At 53.9% G+C, this 18,201-nt stretch carries 15 protein-coding genes; 11 read left to right on the top strand and 4 right to left on the bottom strand.

Going from position 1 to position 18,201, the window contains the following annotated elements:
- Positions 1-202: 202 nt before the first annotated feature.
- From OGV85_RS03800 to OGV85_RS03755, 10 genes are all read left to right on the top strand, one after another.
- Positions 203-352, top strand: a complete 150-nt coding sequence (locus OGV85_RS03800) for a hypothetical protein (protein WP_168733105.1) — start codon at positions 203-205, stop codon at positions 350-352.
- The gene (locus OGV85_RS03795; RefSeq protein WP_181522713.1) at positions 349-1,326 is read left to right on the top strand and encodes a hypothetical protein; all 978 of its coding nucleotides are present in this window, start codon (positions 349-351) and stop codon (positions 1,324-1,326) included. The genes OGV85_RS03800 and OGV85_RS03795 overlap by 4 nt, the downstream gene beginning before the upstream one ends.
- A gap of 7 nt (positions 1,327-1,333) precedes the next feature.
- A complete protein-coding gene (locus OGV85_RS03790; RefSeq protein ID WP_042306779.1) occupies positions 1,334-1,636 on the top strand; it encodes a hypothetical protein in 303 nt (100 codons plus the stop codon).
- Positions 1,633-2,454: a PD-(D/E)XK nuclease-like domain-containing protein gene (locus OGV85_RS03785; RefSeq protein WP_181522712.1), complete on the top strand. Its 822-nt coding sequence runs from the start codon at positions 1,633-1,635 to the stop codon at positions 2,452-2,454. Before OGV85_RS03790 ends, OGV85_RS03785 begins: the two co-directional genes overlap by 4 nt.
- Positions 2,451-3,392: a RecT family recombinase gene (locus tag OGV85_RS03780; protein ID WP_286553031.1), complete on the top strand. Its 942-nt coding sequence runs from the start codon at positions 2,451-2,453 to the stop codon at positions 3,390-3,392. Before OGV85_RS03785 ends, OGV85_RS03780 begins: the two co-directional genes overlap by 4 nt.
- Positions 3,393-3,438: 46 nt before the next feature.
- Complete coding sequence (locus OGV85_RS03775) at positions 3,439-3,687, top strand: helix-turn-helix transcriptional regulator (protein WP_057524765.1); 249 nt, start codon at positions 3,439-3,441, stop codon at positions 3,685-3,687.
- 109 nt (positions 3,688-3,796) lie between these two features.
- The gene (locus tag OGV85_RS03770) at positions 3,797-4,096 is read left to right on the top strand and encodes a PerC family transcriptional regulator (RefSeq protein ID WP_000041116.1); all 300 of its coding nucleotides are present in this window, start codon (positions 3,797-3,799) and stop codon (positions 4,094-4,096) included.
- Entirely contained in the window at positions 4,089-4,247 is a 159-nt protein-coding gene (locus OGV85_RS03765) for a DUF1317 family protein (RefSeq protein ID WP_229235858.1), read from the top strand. The genes OGV85_RS03770 and OGV85_RS03765 overlap by 8 nt, the downstream gene beginning before the upstream one ends.
- The gene (locus tag OGV85_RS03760) at positions 4,244-5,368 is read left to right on the top strand and encodes a DNA-methyltransferase (protein ID WP_286553026.1); all 1,125 of its coding nucleotides are present in this window, start codon (positions 4,244-4,246) and stop codon (positions 5,366-5,368) included. The genes OGV85_RS03765 and OGV85_RS03760 overlap by 4 nt, the downstream gene beginning before the upstream one ends.
- Positions 5,365-5,544 carry a hypothetical protein gene (locus OGV85_RS03755; RefSeq protein ID WP_286553024.1) on the top strand — a complete coding sequence of 60 codons (180 nt, stop codon included), beginning with the start codon at positions 5,365-5,367 and terminating at the stop codon, positions 5,542-5,544. Before OGV85_RS03760 ends, OGV85_RS03755 begins: the two co-directional genes overlap by 4 nt.
- Here the strand turns inward: OGV85_RS03755 and OGV85_RS03750 are convergent.
- From OGV85_RS03750 to guaB, 3 genes are all read right to left on the bottom strand, one after another.
- Entirely contained in the window at positions 5,541-6,794 is a 1,254-nt protein-coding gene (locus OGV85_RS03750; protein WP_286553021.1) for a tyrosine-type recombinase/integrase, read from the bottom strand. The genes OGV85_RS03755 and OGV85_RS03750 overlap by 4 nt on opposite strands.
- Before the next feature lie 192 nt (positions 6,795-6,986).
- Positions 6,987-8,564, bottom strand: coding sequence for a glutamine-hydrolyzing GMP synthase (gene guaA, locus OGV85_RS03745; protein WP_003037760.1), 1,578 nt, complete (start codon positions 8,562-8,564; stop codon positions 6,987-6,989).
- Positions 8,565-8,627: 63 nt separating this feature from the next.
- Entirely contained in the window at positions 8,628-10,094 is a 1,467-nt protein-coding gene (gene guaB, locus OGV85_RS03740) for an IMP dehydrogenase (RefSeq protein WP_003037756.1), read from the bottom strand.
- Between the two features lie 160 nt (positions 10,095-10,254).
- Here guaB and xseA point away from each other — a divergent pair, with 160 nt between their 5' ends.
- Positions 10,255-11,628: an exodeoxyribonuclease VII large subunit gene (xseA, locus tag OGV85_RS03735; protein WP_061547724.1), complete on the top strand. Its 1,374-nt coding sequence runs from the start codon at positions 10,255-10,257 to the stop codon at positions 11,626-11,628.
- A gap of 23 nt (positions 11,629-11,651) precedes the next feature.
- Here the strand turns inward: xseA and OGV85_RS03730 are convergent, their stop codons facing one another.
- The gene (locus tag OGV85_RS03730) at positions 11,652-18,071 is read right to left on the bottom strand and encodes an adhesion domain-containing protein (RefSeq protein WP_061547725.1); all 6,420 of its coding nucleotides are present in this window, start codon (positions 18,069-18,071) and stop codon (positions 11,652-11,654) included.
- Positions 18,072-18,201: the final 130 nt, after the last annotated feature.

The following is an 18,201-nucleotide window of genomic DNA, read 5'->3' as shown; positions in this document are numbered from 1 at the left end:
ACCTGCCCGATGGCGGTAAGCTCGCGCCTCACATAATTACCAAAATGGTAATTTTTTCTCGTCATACCTATTGACATAATCACTTTTTGATCTGATTATTACCCAAAAGGTAATACAAGAGCACATCGCTCAGGCAGAAACCACCACTTCGTGGCTTTCCTGCATCTTTATGTATTACCAAATTGGTAATAGTGAGGTTCATATGCAGTGGAAAGTCATCAACGGTTGGTACTGCGTTACAGCTTGCGGGCTGATGAGCTGGAAATTCCGCACGCTGGGTGAAGCAATGATCTGGGTATTCGTCAGCAAGCTGGCGGTAAAAACGGAAATGGATATGGGGGTGAGCAAGTGAGCGAATCAAAAGAACTGGTGCTGGTACAACTTCCGGCACCTGCAGATCTGGAAGCGGCATTCATCAGTGATGAGTACATCTCAAACCTGATTGCTGATATTCGCCAGAAAGCGTTATCGGTAGTTGGTGACGTCAACACGGTTAAGGGGCGCGGCGTTTATATCAGCATGGCATCTACCGTGCGTCGCACTAAAACAGCCATCGACGACGCTGGAAAAAATCTGGTTGCTGAAATGAAAAAGCGCCCTGCTCTTGTCGATGCAAGCCGCAAAAAAGTACGCGATGCGCTGGATGAACTGGCGGTAGAAATACGCCGACCGGCTACCGAATGGGAAGCTGAACAGGAGCGCATCAAAGCTGAAGAAGCTGCTCGAGTTAAAGCTGAAAACGACCGTAAGCAGTTCGAATCAGATCACGAGATTGCCCTGCTCATGAACGAAAAACATGACCGTGAAGCCAAAGAGAAAGCTGAAGAATCCGAACGCCAGCGCATTGCTCATGAAGAAGAGTTAAAGCGCCAGGCAGCAGAACAGGCCAAGCGCGAAGCCGAAGAGAAAATCGAGCGTGAACGCGCCGAATCTGCCCGTCGCGAGGCTGAATTAAAGTTCAAGGCTGAGCAGGCAGAGCGTGAACGTATTGCCGCAGAGCAAAAAGCTGAAGCAGAGAAGAAGGAAGCCACAGATCGTGCCGAGCGCGAAAAACAGGAAGCTATCGCAGCTGAGCAACGCAAGGCGCAGGAAGAAGCCGAGCGCATCAAACGTGAAGCCGAAGCGAAAGAAGCGGCCCGTCTGGCGGAAGAGAAGCGCATCGCTGATGAAGCGGCATCACGCGCTGCTGATGTAGAGCACCGTCGGGCCATTAATGCTGCTGTGGTCCAGGCGCTAATTGACCAGGGCATTCCTGAAGACTGGGCAAAGGCATGTGTTGTCGCCATCGCTCGCGGGAAAATCCCAGCAACAACCATCAACTACTGAGGTGGCTATGCACATTCAGCAATTCAATAACCTGAAAAAAATAGCAACTCAGTTCAGCAATGACTACCAGCTGTCATCTGAACTGTATGACCGCCACGTTGAGCTGATCGAAGCAGTCGCTGGTTGCGAAATGGAAGAGTCATTCAAACGCGCCATTCTCCGTGCCGGTGTTCGTTATGAAGTTCTCGAGGCGGCACTTGAAAGTGATGATTTCGAAGAACTGATGTCGTCATTCAAACGTGAATTTACTGGCGTCATCGCACGTCTTGACCTTGCTGACCAGATCGACAGCAAAAGGAATGCAGCATGAATACCGGTATCTATTTCGATATCAGCAACGAGGACTACCACGCCGGTGACGGCGTGAGTAAGTCACAACTGGATATGGTGGCCAAGAACCCTGCACTTCTGAAATGGGTCAAGGCAGCGCCGGAAGACGAAGAGAAGAAGTCCGCGCTGGATATGGGTACTGCTCTGCACTGTCTGCTGCTTGAGCCGGATGAATTCGATAAGCGTTTCATCGTGGCGCCGGAATTTAACCGCCGAACCAATCAAGGCAAAGCGGATGAAGCCGCATTCATGAAAGACGTTGCCGGCATGGGTATGACGGTGATGGATGCCGAGCAGGGCCGGAAACTGAAACTTATGCGCGACAGCGCAATGGCCCACCCGGCGGCGCGCTGGATGCTGGAAGCACCAGGCCACTGTGAAGCATCGATGTACTGGAATGACGAAGAGACTGCCGAACTGTGCCGGATCCGTCCGGATAAGTGGCTGAATGAGCACAACGTGATCGTAGATGTGAAAAAAGTTGCAGACATGGATCGCTTTGCACGTCACATCGAGGAATTCCGCTACCACGTCCAGGACGCCATGTACCGCGAAGGCGCACTGAAAGTAACTGGGCAGCCACACGGATTCTTCTTCCTGGCTGTGAGCGAAACCATCGACTGCGGTCGATATCCGGTCCGCGTATTCGAACTGGATGCGCCGGATGTTGACGCCGGGCACCAGTTATTCCGCCGGGATCTGAATACCTATCACGAATGCCGCATCAGCGACGAATGGGGCGGCGTGGAAATTATTAAACGCCCTGAGTGGGCACGCAAACAGGATATGTACGTATGAGCAACGAAATCGCAACCATGAATGCACCAGCAGATACCGCTATCGCTGGAACTGCTGCCACCATTTTTAGCCCTGAAGGGTTGAACCAGTTGATGAAGTTTGCCGAAGTGATGGCGCAAAGCCTCGTAACGGTACCGGCTCACCTCGTCGGAAAGCCTGCTGATTGCATGGCTGTGGCAATGCAGGCTGCTCAGTGGGGCATGAACCCATTTGCCGTCGCGCAGAAAACTCATGTCGTCAGCGGCACCCTCGGTTATGAGGCACAGTTGGTAAATGCGGTTATCACCACGATGTCGCCAACAAAAGACCGTATCAACTATGAGTGGTTTGGACCGTGGGAAAACGTGATCGGCAAGTTTGTAGAGAAAACATCCCAGAAGGGAAATACCTACATTGCGCCTGCGTGGACATTGAAAGATGAAGCGGGATGTGGCGTACGTGTATGGGCAACGATGAAGGGTGAAGATGAACCACGCGTTCTGGAATTGCTCCTGTCTCAGGCTCAAGTTCGCAACTCTACTCTTTGGGCGAGCGATCCTAAACAGCAGCTTGCATACCTGGCAACCAAGCGCTGGTCACGCTTGCACTGCCCTGACGTAATCATGGGCGTCTACACCCCTGACGAATTGCAGGAGGCAACACCTCGCGTTGAGCGCGATATCACGCCACCTGCAGCAACGGCTCAGGGCATGAACAGCCTGATCAACTCAAAACCAGAGCAGAAGCAGGAAGATCGTCAGCAGCATAAAGACGATCGCGGTCCTGAAGAGATTCTGCACGCATTTTCCGGCGCGGCGATGAACTACAACACTCAGGCCGACCTGGACAAAGCGTACAAATACGTTGCTCAGAAACTGGCAGGAGATGATGACCTGCTGGCAAAAGCAACCGACGTTTACACCATCCGCTGCGACGAGCTGAACGAAGTACCGATGTAACCACCACTGCGGCGCCGCGCGCGTCGCAAATGCAAGAGAGGTATTTATGAAAGGTGCATTAGGCAAGAAGGAACTTCTGGCGGTGGTGCCATTATCAATGAGCACTATCGATCGTCTTGAAAAGAAAGGTCTGTTTCCAAAGCGCTGGTATATCACTGACAAGCGTGCAACCTGGACTCAGGAAGAGGTTGAAATGTGGCTCGATAAGAGAAGGGACGAGAGCCCAGAGGAATTCGAAGGGAAAAAGCCGCCGGTTGATCAGCGCGTTTACCGCCCAGTAAGTAACGCCGCATGACAGCACTGATCAGGCACTGGGAAAAATGGTCAGGATGGTACTTATTCCTGACCGCCGTTTCCGCCTGGCTGTATCTGCTGGCGGTAATTTTCAGAGAAGGCTGGATCCGATGAGCAAATTAACCCGTCTTGAAAAGTATCACCTGAACTATGTATCTCAGCGTCAAGCTTCAAAGGTTGTCGCTGTAACGCCAGCGGCGATGGAGGTAGAAAAACGCGCCGTTGAGCGTGAATCGAAAGGCCAGTTCCGCATTGCAGCCAGGCTCTGGTTGCTGTGCATGGATGCAGCAGTCGGTGAGGTTGAACGCGCCAGAATAGCGATACGCCGCGATCAGTGTATATCGAAAGGTAACGGCCTTCGCCGCGGGGAATACGCAGGGATCGGATGTCGCGGGGTGGTGTATGACTAACCCGCACGACAACATCCGAGTCGGTAGCATCACGCTGGTTTATTCATCTCTTCGTTGCGGATGGATTGTGCCAGGCAGAAAGGTTATCAAAAACCCATTAAAGGCTCAGCGCATTGCTGAGCTGATGAACAGCAAGAAGGTGGCGGCATGACCTATCAACTTCACGTCGGGCGCTGCGAGGATGTTCTTAAAGCGATGCCTGATAACTCCGTTGACGCCATCGTGACGGATCCGCCGTACGGGCTTAGTTTCATGAACCACAAATGGGATTACGACGTCCCGACTGTTGAGCAGTGGCAGGAATGCCTGCGTGTTCTTAAACCAGGTGGACATCTGCTTGCGTTTGGTGGTTCCCGGACCTATCACCGCCTTGTCGTTAACGTTGAGGATGCTGGTTTCGAAATTAGGGACCAAATCCTCTGGATTTATGGCAGCGGCTTTCCCAAGTCCCATAACCTTGATGGTGATTTTGATGGATGGGGTACCGCGTTAAAACCAGCCCATGAGCCGATCGTCATGGCTCGCAAACCTTTCAAAAAAACGGTGTCGGCGAACATGGCTGAGCACGGTACCGGGGCTATAAATATCAATGTCTGCCGCATCCCTACCGACGAGGCACTAAATGGCGGTGCTGGCGGCCTGCTTTCGCATCAGAGAGACGGTACCGAACCAGTTGCTGATTATGAGCAAGCACCAGAGGGGCGCTGGCCAGCAAACATCATTCATGACGGTAGCGAAGTAGTCGTGTCGGCATTTCCGGATGCGAAAGGACAGCAAGGGGATTTAAAGGAAACCGGACGAGCACGACCATCACAGGGTCGATATGGGGATATGGCAGCGCCAAAGGCACATGCTGCCAGAGTGGAAAGTGAAAAAAGCGCCGCCCGCTTCTTCTACTGCGCCAAAGTAAAACCAAAAGAGCGCGACGAAGGACTCGAGAGATTCATTGCGACGTCAGCCAGCGACATGACCGGCGGCCGCAAAGAAGGAAGTGTCGGCATTAACGATCCGCGCGCCGGAGCCGGGCGCACCAATGGCGCTAAGAACAATCACCCTACCGTTAAGCCGATCGCCCTGATGAGCTATCTATGCAGGCTGATTACTCCGCCTGGCGGTACCGTGCTTGATCCGTGGATGGGGAGTGGTAGCACTGGACGGGCATCTATCGAGGAAGGCTTTAACTTCATAGGCATCGACCTGAACCCGGATTACGTAACCATTGCTTCTGCGCGAATTGCTCACTCTTTCAAAAAGACAACGGAGGCAGCATGACAATGTTCAATGAGGCGGAGTTAATCCGCCAACTGGAAGAGCAGCGCGCTGTGATTGTGCAGAAAAGTGCTCAAGTTAACTGGTTGCAAACGGAAAACAGTGTCTTGCATAAGAAATGCAAAGAGCTGCAAATGACAGTTGATCTACAGCGAGAATTTATACAATCCAGAAATTAATCACCTTCACTCATCCATCGCTCAAACTTCGACGGGGAGAACGGCACCAGATCGTTGTGCTCCCCGCTAATCCAGTCATCAACCATATCCGCCCACTGCTGCAACATGTAGGCACGCTGCCTGGCGTACTCCGCTTTGTTGTATACCGCACGCACTCCCTTTTGCTCATGCGCCAGCGCCTTTTCTATCCAGTCAGACGGATAACCAGCCTCATGCAACAGCGTACTGGCTGTGCGGCGCAGGTCGTGCACAGAGAATTCATCAAGATGCCCGCCAGCCTCGTTCACCGCTTCGACGGTGGTATTGATCAGCCTGTTCAGTGCGCCATTGGATAACGGCTTGCTAACCGAATAGCGCCCGGGCAAAAGGTATTCACTTCCACCAGCGCACATCTGCAGGCCAACAATGAGATCCTGCGCCTGCTTTGGCAGATAGATAACGTGTGACCGGCTTCCCTTCATTCGTTCCGCCGGTATCGTCCATGTCCATTTTTTGAAATCGATTTCTGACCATGTGGCGTGGGTGAACTCACTTTTGCGAACCAGGGTAAGCAGCACCAGTTTTAATGCCAGTTTCATTGTGGCCATAGCCCCGACATTATCCAGCGCCCGGAAGAATACTCCTATCTCTTCAGGTTGCAGCGTGCGGTCGCGCGGCTTGAACATGGCTATTGATGAAGGCTTGATGTCAGCAGCCGGATTAAACAGACCATGCCCGCGATCATTAGCGTGACGATATACACTGCTGATTATCTCTCTGGCTTGCACTGCCGTAGCCCGTCCGCCACGTTCAACAATGCGATCGCACAGGTCACGCACCATGCCGGTGGTTATCTCAGCCATCATTTTGTTACCCAGCACCGGCATGATGTCGCGATCGATAACGGCCTGTTTCATCGCCCGGGTACTGTCAGCCAGAATGACGTGCTTCATATAGCTGTCGGTATGTACCGCGAATGTCTCAGCCCCGCGGATCTTTTTGATACCGTCACGTTTCGCCGCAGTTGGCGACTGGCCTGACTTTAACAGTTTTTTGGCAGCAATGAGTTCTTCACGCGCTTCTGCCAAGCTGATACCGTCACGCCCGTACTGACCGATGACCAGCGTTTCCCGGCGTCCGTTAATGCGGTAGTCGTACCGGAAAGAGACAGATCCGGAGGTAAGAACCGCAACATACAGCCCGTCACGATCCGAAACCTTATACAGTTTGTCCTGCGGCTTGAGGTTTTTCAGTTTGGTATCAGTAAGCACAATTCACCCGTAAAGCATCCATGGTTTGACGGTATGAAGAGTATACCTTTAAGGTAATACCGTCACCTGTACCGATGAAAAATGTGAGATAGAGTGAATAGATATGATGTGATATAAAGAAAAACCCCCTGTAAAAACAGAGGGTTGATTGCATAACTGAATAGAAATGATTAGCTGTGAGTTAGCTGTACATCATTCCCACTCAATGGTAGCCGGTGGCTTACCGCTGATATCATAAACGACGCGGGAAATGCCGTTCACTTCGTTAATGATGCGGTTAGAGACACGGCCTAAGAAATCATACGGCAGGTGCGCCCAGTGCGCGGTCATAAAGTCGATGGTTTCTACTGCACGCAGGGAAACAACCCAGTCGTACTTACGGCCATCGCCCATGACGCCAACGGAACGTACCGGCAGGAACACGGTGAACGCCTGGCTGACTTTGTTGTACAGGTCAGCTTTGTGCAGTTCTTCAATGAAGATAGCATCCGCGCGACGCAGCAGGTCGCAGTACTCTTTCTTCACTTCGCCAAGCACACGTACACCCAGCCCCGGTCCCGGGAACGGGTGACGGTACAGCATGTCGTACGGCAGGCCCAGCTCCAGACCAATCTTACGCACTTCGTCTTTGAACAGCTCACGCAGCGGCTCAACCAGACCCATCTTCATCTCTTTCGGCAAACCGCCCACGTTGTGGTGAGATTTGATAACGTGCGCTTTACCGGTGGCGGAAGCGGCAGATTCGATCACGTCAGGGTAGATGGTGCCCTGTGCCAGCCACTTAACGTCTTCCAGCTTCAGCGCTTCTTCGTCGAACACTTCAACGAATACGCGGCCGATGATCTTACGTTTCGCTTCAGGATCGTTCTCGCCTTTCAGCGCGTCGAGGAAACGCTGTTCGCCTTCAACGTGAACGATGTTCAGGCCGAAATGGTCACCAAACATATCCATTACCTGCTGGGCTTCGTTCAGGCGCAGCAGACCGTTGTCGACGAACACGCAGGTCAGGTTTTTTCCGATTGCACGGTGCAGCAGCATCGCAGTCACAGAGGAGTCAACGCCACCGGACAGACCGAGGATAACTTTGTCATTGCCAACCTGCTCACGAATGCGGGCAACGGCGTCATCGATAATTTTTGCCGGCGTCCACAGCGCTTCACACTGGCAGATATCGCGCACAAAACGCTCCAGCATGCGCATGCCCTGACGGGTGTGGGTAACTTCCGGGTGGAACTGCACGCCGTAGAAGCGTTTTTCTTCGTGCGCCATGATAGCAAACGGGCAGCTGTCGGTGCTGGCAACAGTCACGAAACCTTCCGGAATGGCAGTCACTTTGTCGCCGTGGCTCATCCACACATCCAGCAACGGTTTGCCGTCTGCGGTCAGGGAGTCTTCAATACCGCGGACAAGCGCGCTGTCGGTCTGCACTTCAACCTGCGCATAGCCGAATTCACGTTCGTTAGAACCTTCAACATGACCACCGAGCTGCATTGCCATGGTCTGCATGCCGTAGCACACGCCGAACACCGGCACGCCCGCATTGAAAACGTATTCCGGCGCACGCGGGCTGTTTTCTTCGGTGGTACTTTCCGGGCCACCGGAAAGGATAATGCCGCTTGGGTTGAATTCGCGAATTTGTGCTTCCGTAACATCCCATGCCCACAGTTCACAGTAGACGCCCAGTTCACGTACGCGACGTGCAACCAACTGAGTGTACTGCGAGCCGAAATCGAGGATGAGAATGCGATGTTTATGAATATTGTCTGTCATTGACGCTAATTCCGAGGCAAGTGAAACAAATTCGCCCGGCATATAGCCGGGCGCGGAAACTTATCAGGAGCCCATGCGGTAGTTAGGGGACTCTTTGGTGATGGTCACATCGTGAACGTGACTTTCCTGAATACCCGCACCGCTGATGCGTACAAACTCTGCTTTCGTTCGCAGCGCGTCGATAGTACCACAGCCGGTCAGCCCCATACAGGAGCGCAGGCCGCCCATCTGCTGGTGAATGATCTCTTTCAGGCGGCCTTTATAGGCTACGCGGCCTTCAATACCTTCCGGGACCAGTTTGTCAGCGGCGTTATCGCTCTGGAAGTAACGGTCAGAAGACCCTTTGGACATCGCGCCCAGAGAACCCATACCGCGGTAAGATTTGTAAGAACGGCCCTGGTACAGTTCGATTTCGCCCGGGGATTCTTCAGTACCCGCCAGCATGGAACCAACCATCACTGCGGCAGCACCAGCGGCAATCGCTTTAGCGATGTCGCCGGAGAAACGAATACCGCCATCGGCGATAACCGGAATACCGGTGCCTTCCAGCGCTTCAACGGCATCAGAAACGGCGGTGATCTGCGGAACACCGACGCCGGTCACGATACGGGTAGTACAGATGGAGCCAGGGCCGATACCCACTTTAACAGCGCTGCAGCCAGCTTCAGCCAAAGCGCGAGCACCTGCGCCCGTAGCAACGTTACCGCCGATAATCTGCAGATCAGGATATTTAGCGCGAGTTTCACGAATACGCTGCAGTACGCCTTCAGAGTGGCCGTGAGAGGAGTCAATCAGCAGTACGTCAACGCCCGCGGCAACCAGCGCGTCAACACGCTCTTCGTTACCAGCACCTGCGCCTACAGCTGCACCAACGCGCAGACGACCATGCTCGTCTTTACAGGCGTTAGGTTTACGTTCAGCTTTCTGGAAATCTTTTACGGTGATCATACCGAGCAGATGGAAGCTGTCATCAACAACCAGCGCTTTCTCAACGCGTTTTTCGTGCATTTTGGCAAAAACGACATCGCGCGCTTCGCCTTCACGAACGGTCACCAGACGCTCTTTTGGCGTCATATATACGCTAACCGGCTGGTTCAGGTCAGTCACAAAACGCACGTCACGGCCGGTGATGATACCGACCAGTTCGTTATCTTCAGTCACCACCGGGTAGCCTGCAAAGCCGTTACGCTCGGTCAGTTCTTTCACTTCGCGCAGCGTGGTGGTTGGCAGAACGGTCTGTGGATCAGTCACCACGCCAGATTCGTGTTTTTTCACGCGGCGAACTTCTTCAGCCTGGCGCTCGATGGACATGTTTTTGTGGATAAAACCGATGCCGCCTTCCTGGGCCAGAGCAATTGCCAGGCGCGCTTCCGTCACGGTGTCCATTGCTGCGGAGAGCATAGGAATGTTCAGGCGAATGGTTTTCGTCAACTGGGTGCTGAGGTCAGCAGTATTCGGCAGAACGGTAGAATGAGCGGGAACGAGGAGGACGTCGTCAAACGTCAGGGCTTCTTTTGCGATACGTAGCATGGGCAATATCTCACCTGGGAGGTTATTAAATATTGCCGCGGCATTATACAGAGCGTAACCGATTGCATCCACACTTTTTTGCAAAAAAACCTTGCGCTCCTCTGTGAGCATGTTACTTTCGACTGAATAACCTGCTGATTTAGAATTTGATCCCGCTCACATGTTATCCTCTCAGACCACCTCAATTTTTACCGTAAGCCGCCTGAATCAGACGGTTCGTTTGCTGCTTGAGCAGGAAATGGGGCAAGTGTGGATCAGCGGTGAAATCTCCAATTTCACTCAGCCGTCCTCGGGTCATTGGTACTTCACGCTCAAAGATGACACCGCTCAGGTTCGCTGCGCGATGTTTCGCAACAGCAACCGCCGGGTAACGTTCCGCCCGCAGCACGGGCAACAGGTGCTGGTGCGCGCCAACATTACATTGTATGAGCCGCGTGGGGACTACCAGATAATTGTTGAGAGTATGCAGCCTGCGGGTGAAGGTCTGTTGCAACAGAAGTATGAGCAACTGAAGGCCAAACTGCAGGCTGAAGGGCTGTTCGACCAGCAGCACAAAAAACCGCTGCCCTCACCGGCCCACTGCGTCGGGGTGATCACCTCGAAAACCGGGGCAGCGCTACACGATATTCTCCATGTATTGAAACGCCGCGACCCTTCCCTGCCCGTTATTATCTATCCAACCGCTGTCCAGGGCGACGATGCACCGGGGCAGATCGTTCGCGCAATTGAGCTGGCAAACGCCCGTGGCGAGTGTGACGTATTAATCGTCGGGCGCGGCGGCGGCTCGCTGGAAGATTTGTGGAGCTTTAACGACGAGCGCGTAGCACGGGCGATATTTGCGAGCAGAATTCCGGTGGTGAGTGCCGTCGGCCATGAAACCGATGTGACCATTGCCGATTTTGTCGGCGACCTGCGCGCGCCAACGCCGTCGGCGGCCGCAGAAATTGTCAGCCGCAATCAGCTTGAACTGCTGCGTCAAATTCAGCATGGTCAGCAACGTCTGGAAATGGCGATGGATTACTATCTCGCCAACCGAACTCGCCGATTTACCCAGCTTAATCACCGCTTGCAACAGCAGCATCCGCAGCTGCGTCTGGCCCGCCAGCAGACCGTGCTGGAACGACTGCGTCAGAGAATGAACTTCGCACTTGAGAATAAAATTAAACAGGCCAATCAGCGTCAGCAGCGCATGCTGCAGCGGCTGAACCAGCAGAACCCACAGCCGCGCATTCATCGCGCGCAGTCACGGGTGCAGCAACTGGAATATCGACTGGCGGAAAATATCCGCGCGCGGCTAAGCGAGCAGCGCGAGCGTTTCGGCAACGCGGTCACCCATCTGGAAGCCGTCAGCCCGCTGGCAACATTAGCGCGCGGCTATAGCGTCTCCACCGCACAGAATGGAGAGGTGCTGAAGAAAGTAAAACAGGTGAAAAAGGGTCAACAAATAACGACCCGACTCGAAGACGGCTGGGTGGAGAGTGAAGTGATGGCAGTCACTCCCCAGAAAATAACGCGCGCACTGAAAACCCGCTAGTACGCGCGTTCTTTTACTCTCTCTTATTGCCGCTTATGCTTATCACGTAAAGTTGAGACACTCTGAGCGTGTGGATTCATCAGGCAAACCAGTGCCTGATTATCGTTTGCCGTTTTCGTTGCATTCACATAGCCGCTGGTAAGATCGATGGTCTGGTAGTTCTGGCCCACTCTGTCGAATACCCACCAGGCAATATTTGAGCGATCGATCGGCCAGCCAAAACGTTCACCTAATTGACCGCCCGGGTAATCACTGTAAAGTCTTTGCATTTCTTTCAGCGTCGGCTGATGATCATCGGAACAGCCAGATTTACTTGCCAACCCTGCGCCACCATGGTTAAACAATGACCAAGTTTCATTGCCAATGCTGTAAGAACCAAAGGTGTTATCATGCGACGGCGCTTCATTCATCAATAGTGGTCGCTTAAAGACTACGCCATCGCTGCTGGTCACCGTTTCCGGCATATGCCCCCAGTATTGAGCCTTGTCACTATCGGGGCTGGAAATTACGGTAAAGATCACGTTAAGCGAAGAGGTCAAATTAGGATAATCGTCCATCTTCGCCGAAATCGCCGTTTTCAGCCCCATCGCAGTGTCCTGACGCAGGCTAAACGTCGCCTTACCGCCCGCCCCCGTCACGCCGTGATAGACATCAATATGATCATCCAGTAGCACCGTTGTCGCCACTGGCGTCAGTTCCTGCAGAAAAAGATCGTCCGTCACGCCGCCGTTCCCGGTAGTTTTCGCTTCCCCCCGGCGAGACAGACCTTGACTACGCGAAATCGTAAATGCCGCATTCGCAGACGGATTGCCGCTGCTGTCTTTCATGGTGACGGTGAGCGGGATCTCTTCTCCTTTTTTGACTTTCACCGCATCGCTTACCGTATCGAGGGCAATACTGGAAGTCAGTTCAATCGTCGCCGGTACCGGTGAATGCGGGTCGACCAGGCAAACCTGCGCCCCTGTTACACTCCCTGAACTACTTGATGACGATACGTTCCCCACATCCAGCCGCATAGACTGATAGTTCCCGGTATTCGCCGCGCGATCTACCGCAAACCAGAACCATTTTTCATTCACCGGCCAACCATAACGTTCAAACAATGCGCCGCTGGGATTATCTGCATACAATGTTTGTAGATCGCTTAATAAAGGCTGATACGCCTCATCACAGTCGGACTTCCCGGCCGTCAGCGTGGTGGATTGCAACCTCAACGGCCAGCGTTCATTGCCGCTGTTGACGCTGGAAGCGTAACCCGACGTCTCCGCAGCAAGATAAGGGCGATGGAATGTAACGCCAGCGCTGTTAGTCACCGTTTCCGGCATATGGCCCCACATGGCGGCCTTATCGCTGTCCGGGCTGGTGAGAACGGAAAAGATTACGTTTTTACTCACCGTGGCTAAACTGTCTCCCTCCACCGTGGCGGTTACAGTCGTTTTCAGGCCGCTCGAATTGTCCTGCGCTAACGCCAATTGCGCTTTACCATCAGCATCCGTCATTCCATACCATTTCGACGAACCGGAATTGAAACTCGTCGCACTCCCCTCAGGCGTAACGGGCGTCAAGGTCATGTAAGCCTGGTTGTTTGATATCACCGTACTGGCTCGCGTGGTCGATGAAGAACGCCCCAGCACCACCACGGTATTGGCCTGTGGGATGCCGGCAGCATTTTTTACGCTAACCGTTAGCGGTAACGTTTCGCCTTTCTTACCCATGAAGCTTGCGTACGTCTCATTCCATGGCATGGAAGAGTCAAGCGTAATAGCATACTCACGTTGTGCCGTCAGACACAGCTGCGTTACGTTGGTCGGGGACGAAGATGCCGTTGTGTTCATGACACCATTACGAAAATTAATGTATTGATATAATGACGTTTGCCCGCTTAGCGTCTTATCACCTGCCCACCATCCATACGAGGCGATCATCGGAAGACCGTAATCAGCGGTTAATGCACTATCCGGGTGATCGTTATACAGCGACGTTAAATCGGCCGCCGTCGGCATTTGGCTCATAGTGCAGGCCCCGCGCCCGCTATTTACATTTTTCACCGTATACCACATTTCATTGTTTTGTATGACCCCCTCCGTATCCGTGGTTGAATTCAGCTCATACCTCAGCCTTGGGCGCATAAATTCCGCGCCGTTGCTGGCGGTGAAGGTCTCCGGCATATGCCCCCACATCTGGGCTTTACTGCTGTCTGGACTGGTAAGTACGGTAAACACTGTCGACAGCGACGAGGTTGCCGCTGGGGTTTTATACAAGCTGGCGTTCAACACCGTTTTCAACCCCGGCCCAGTATCTTCACCTACATCAAGAGACAGCGTGCCGTCCGGGCCGGTGACCCCATAATAGGTGCCGTTATAAAGCCAGGTCTGCGGCGCCTGTCCGGTCAGCACCAGCTCCATGGTTGGTATGGTCCAGGAAGTAAGCGCACTGTTGCCGCGTATCGAACCTCGGTCACGCGTCAGGGTAAACGCAGCGTTCCCTACCGGGTTACCGACAGCATCCGTGGTGGTGATCGTTAACGGCACTCTTTCACCCGTCTTCACTTTCACCGCTTGCGCGGTTTCGTCTATTGCCACCGTCGAGGTCAGCGCGATCGTCGTGGCCTGTGTAGCCCCCGTACTCGTACAAATCTGGTACTGCATGGCGCTGGTATCCGTCGCCGACACCGAATGATGACTGCCATCATCCAGATCAACGACATAAAAATCGATGGGCGCTTCAGAAGAAAACTTACTCACATAGCTACCACTCCAGTAGGAGTAGTCTATCGGCCAGCCCTGTGCCGTCTTGATGCTTCTGTCCGGGTATTGGCGATAAAGCGCGTCCAGAGCGTCGATGGTAGGGTAATACCCGGCCGCGCACATCTCCGCATTGTTCTTGCGGCCATCAGGGCCGTAAAAACGGGACCACGCCTCGTTATCTTCCGTATAGCTCATCACATTGAGAGTATTACTCAGCTCCGCGTACAGCAGCGGCCGGTGGTAGCTCGTACCGTCTGCCGCCGTCAGCGTGTCCGTCATATGCCCCCACAGCGTCGCCTTGTCCGAGTCGGGGCTGGTGACCACCGTAAAGATGGTGTCGAGACTGGCACTCACGCTGGCATTGCCGTACAGCGCCGCCGTTATCGCCACTTTAGTGCCGTGCGTATCCGGGCGGGTCACATTGACGATTTTGCTGCCGTCCACGCCCGTCAGGCCGCCGATTTTCGTCGCCGTGTCGTTAACAGATTCGCCGTCAATGACCACCGGCGATACAATACCATCACCGCTGCCAGCGGCATGTTTAACATTCTGTCGGGTAAAACCATCACCACGGCTCATGACAAAAGGCGCTTGCGGCACAGGGTTTCCATTGGCGTCTTTCACCGTGACCTTCAGTTGTAGCGTCTCACCTTTCTTCACTCTTACCGCATGTACGCTATTAACGTTGTTGTCATACCACTGCGACGCATCCACCGGTTCAATGGTGATGGACGCCGCCGCCGGGTTATCGCTGGTCAGGCAACTGACGTAATCCGAAACATCTCCCCCCGCCGTCACTTCACCACCCGACAACGATATCTGCTGCCAGCTGGACTGGCTGGCGTACGTGACGGACCAGTAGTCAAGCCCCACAGGCCATCCGGCAACCGTATGTATCTCGCCGTCATTGTTGGCATTGTACAAAGTGGTAAGCTGGTCGATACGCGGCAGACGATTAAGCGCACATCCCCCGGCGGCGGTATTTCCCAGCGCATCGGCATGCATCACGCGGGCCCAGGTTTCATTCACTTCATCCTGGGTTCGGGTCGCCCCCACCTCTACCGCCAGTTTCGGGCGTTCAAACGTGAGATTATCCACGGTTATGACGTCCACCATATGCCCCCACATATGGGCTTTTGGCGTATCCGGGCTTGTCGGAACGGTAAACTTCACGCTACGCGAGATAGGCGAGTTCAGCAGTGAATCAATCGGTACTACGCTTAGCGGTGTGATTACCCCCACGCCGCGTGGCTGCTCAAGAATAATTTGCGCGTCACCGTTAGCATCCGTAGTCCCCTCATACGTCATTGAAGATGTACCCGCGCCATAGGCAACGCTGTCAAATAGCAGTTCCCCCTGACTTGGGTCAGTAAAGCCGGTGGTCATCCCGTTGCGATTTTTGCCGAGCCCCATGGTGACTGAAAACTTCACATTCGCTATCGTTGCTCCATTCAGCGCATTTTGTGAATGGACGTTCATTTTGATTTGCTCGCCAACTTTGGCGACGGGCAGGCGTAACGAGGCATCGTCATTGAAATAGACGCTCAGTTGAGCCACCATTTCATTGGCTGAACAGGTCAGATAATGGGCCACTCCGCCGATACCTTTACTGCCATCGCCCAGATTGAAATACGCCATCTGCGCGGCATCATCGGCAATATAGGTCCCCGATGCCGTCGGCCAGCCGTATTCGGTCAGGAGCTTATTATCAGGATGCTCGCCGTAGAGCGTTGCAAGCGACCCCGTATCAGGTACCTGCCCTGCGCCGCACTGATTCGTGGCAGAGATCAGAGAATCGAAGGTGGCCCATTCTTCGCTATTTTCACTTTGCTGACCGGTTTTATGACTTGTTTCGGACGCCAATAGCGGACGCTTGTAGAGATTACCCTTCTCCACAATACCCCGTTGCATATGGCCATACATATTCGCCCCGTCAACGTCCGGGCTGGTTATCACGGTGAAAATCACGTTAAACGGCAGAGTGACTCGTTCGCCTTCATCATCGTTCATCACAATGCGGATCGGCGTGTCCACCCCCACCCCGCTGTCGTGGCTCAATGACAGATGCACCTGCCCGTTGGCGTCTGTCACCCCGGTATAATGCTCCGGGGACGACGCGCGCATATCATTGCTGCGGATAACCACCCGCTGATTATCCCACTCATCTTTGTGCTCCCCTTTGCGGTTAGACGCAGGGTCGACAAACAGTTCCAGGTAACGATAAGGCAACGGTTTGTTGTTATTCCGGTCAACCACGCTGGCTATCACATCAATCATCTCGCCGACCTGCGCCTTGTATGGCGCATCGGGAGAAAGGGTGATTTTTGGAAAGGCTAAAGGCAGCGCTTTATCCACGCAACTCACCAGTAAAGCCGTACTGTTGCTTTCTCGTATCACCGCCCCGCTCCCCATACTGGTGGCGTAGTGATAAATATCGAGCTGATCTTTCGTGGACGACCAGTAGGTATCAATTGGCCAACCGGGATAGGCCGCCGCGGTGCTGTGGGCGGCCCGCAGCGCCACCAGCTGTTCGGCATCCGGCAAAATGGCACAGTGGTTATCCGCGCTATCCCAGGTAAACTGCGCCCAGATTTCATTGTTGGCAGCAAAAGTAGCACTAGTGCCACTGGTTTCCGCCGCCAGTTTTGGACGAGTGAAGGTATAGGTGACGCCATCGACGTTTGCCGTAGCGCTTTCTTCCATATGCCCCCACATCGCCGCTTTGTCGCTGTCCGGGCTGGTCAGGGTGGTGAAAATGACATCGACGCTGTCTTTTAGCACCGTATTGTTTGCCGGCATCACCGTCAGGGTAGTTTTTACGCCGGGGCCGTTTGCCTGGGTGACGGTCACTGTCGCTTTGCCGTCAGCGCCCGTAACACCGTGATATTCCGTCGCCGTGGTGGTCAGTTCGGTATCACCAACGTGTACCGGTGCATTATTGTTGACGATGTTCTGGCGGTTAAGCGCATCGCTGCGGGTAATAATAAATGCGGTATTGCCCACCACGTTACTGGCGCAATCGCGGGTGGTAACGGTCAGCGTGATACTTTCCCCTGCTTTGACCTTGGCTGCTTTTAACGTGTCGTCCATCGGTACGGCGCTGAGTGACAGTGGCTCACCCACGGCGGTAGCTACGTCAATCGCCACTTTTTGTTCGGTTAAAGCAACCGTATTGCTGTTCGGTGTTCCCGTCGACGTAATTAGGTAAAGCGCGGGTAGCGCACTGCTATCTTCCAGCTGCGGCCAGACCACGTAATGCCCGCCGGCCATATTCTGCGCACAGAACGTTTTATTGGCGACCGGCTGCGGGTTAAGCGGTTCATCCGGTGTGGCGGCATCTGCCCAGACTAAACTGATAACGGGCGCCTGTTCGCTTTCCCAGCGCAGCGGCGGTATGGCAAACAGATCGCCCTCGGTATCGAGCGGATTAGCCAACTGCAGTGCGCTGGCTGAATCGTCAACGCTGAAGTCGCGGGGCATCGCGCTGAAGGCCACAGCGTGCGCTTCACCGGGAGAGAGCACAACGCTGCCCTGATAAACCGGAACGAACGCGCTGTCCGCCGTCGGCGGGGTGCCGTTTATCGCATCCGTAGCTGTGCGCAACTCCTGCCATGCCCCACTTTTTAGTGCAGAAAGTACCGGCACTGCACCCATTAACAGAGCTAACGCCAGTAAAGAGCGATAAACTTTATTCACCTGCCAGATCCCCCATCCTTGAGCAGTCACTACCCATTTATTTTGTGTTCGCGTTTCAACACACTTTGCTTAACCCCAAGCTAAACAAAGGGCGCGGAAAAACCGCTCCCCAAGGAAGCGGTCTTGCACG

The organism is Citrobacter sp. Cf132, assembly GCF_030333885.1.
GTDB classification, from domain to species: Bacteria; Pseudomonadota; Gammaproteobacteria; order Enterobacterales; family Enterobacteriaceae; genus Citrobacter; species Citrobacter freundii.
This window is presented reverse-complemented; position numbering and strand designations above follow the sequence as displayed.

Excerpts from the sequence above, each read along its gene's own strand:
- OGV85_RS03790 (WP_042306779.1), top strand. The coding sequence starts at position 1,334 with ATGCACATTCAGCAATTCAATAACCTGAAAAAAATAGCAACTCAGTTC.
- OGV85_RS03765 (WP_229235858.1), top strand. The coding sequence starts at position 4,089 with ATGACTAACCCGCACGACAACATCCGAGTCGGTAGCATCACGCTGGTT.
- OGV85_RS03770 (WP_000041116.1), top strand. The coding sequence starts at position 3,797 with ATGAGCAAATTAACCCGTCTTGAAAAGTATCACCTGAACTATGTATCT.
- OGV85_RS03800 (WP_168733105.1), top strand. The coding sequence starts at position 203 with ATGCAGTGGAAAGTCATCAACGGTTGGTACTGCGTTACAGCTTGCGGG.
- guaA (WP_003037760.1), bottom strand. The coding sequence starts at position 8,564 with ATGACAGACAATATTCATAAACATCGCATTCTCATCCTCGATTTCGGC.
- OGV85_RS03760 (WP_286553026.1), top strand. The coding sequence starts at position 4,244 with ATGACCTATCAACTTCACGTCGGGCGCTGCGAGGATGTTCTTAAAGCG.
- OGV85_RS03775 (WP_057524765.1), top strand. The coding sequence starts at position 3,439 with ATGAAAGGTGCATTAGGCAAGAAGGAACTTCTGGCGGTGGTGCCATTA.
- OGV85_RS03785 (WP_181522712.1), top strand. The coding sequence starts at position 1,633 with ATGAATACCGGTATCTATTTCGATATCAGCAACGAGGACTACCACGCC.
- OGV85_RS03755 (WP_286553024.1), top strand. The coding sequence starts at position 5,365 with ATGACAATGTTCAATGAGGCGGAGTTAATCCGCCAACTGGAAGAGCAG.
- guaB (WP_003037756.1), bottom strand. The coding sequence starts at position 10,094 with ATGCTACGTATCGCAAAAGAAGCCCTGACGTTTGACGACGTCCTCCTC.
- OGV85_RS03780 (WP_286553031.1), top strand. The coding sequence starts at position 2,451 with ATGAGCAACGAAATCGCAACCATGAATGCACCAGCAGATACCGCTATC.
- xseA (WP_061547724.1), top strand. The coding sequence starts at position 10,255 with ATGTTATCCTCTCAGACCACCTCAATTTTTACCGTAAGCCGCCTGAAT.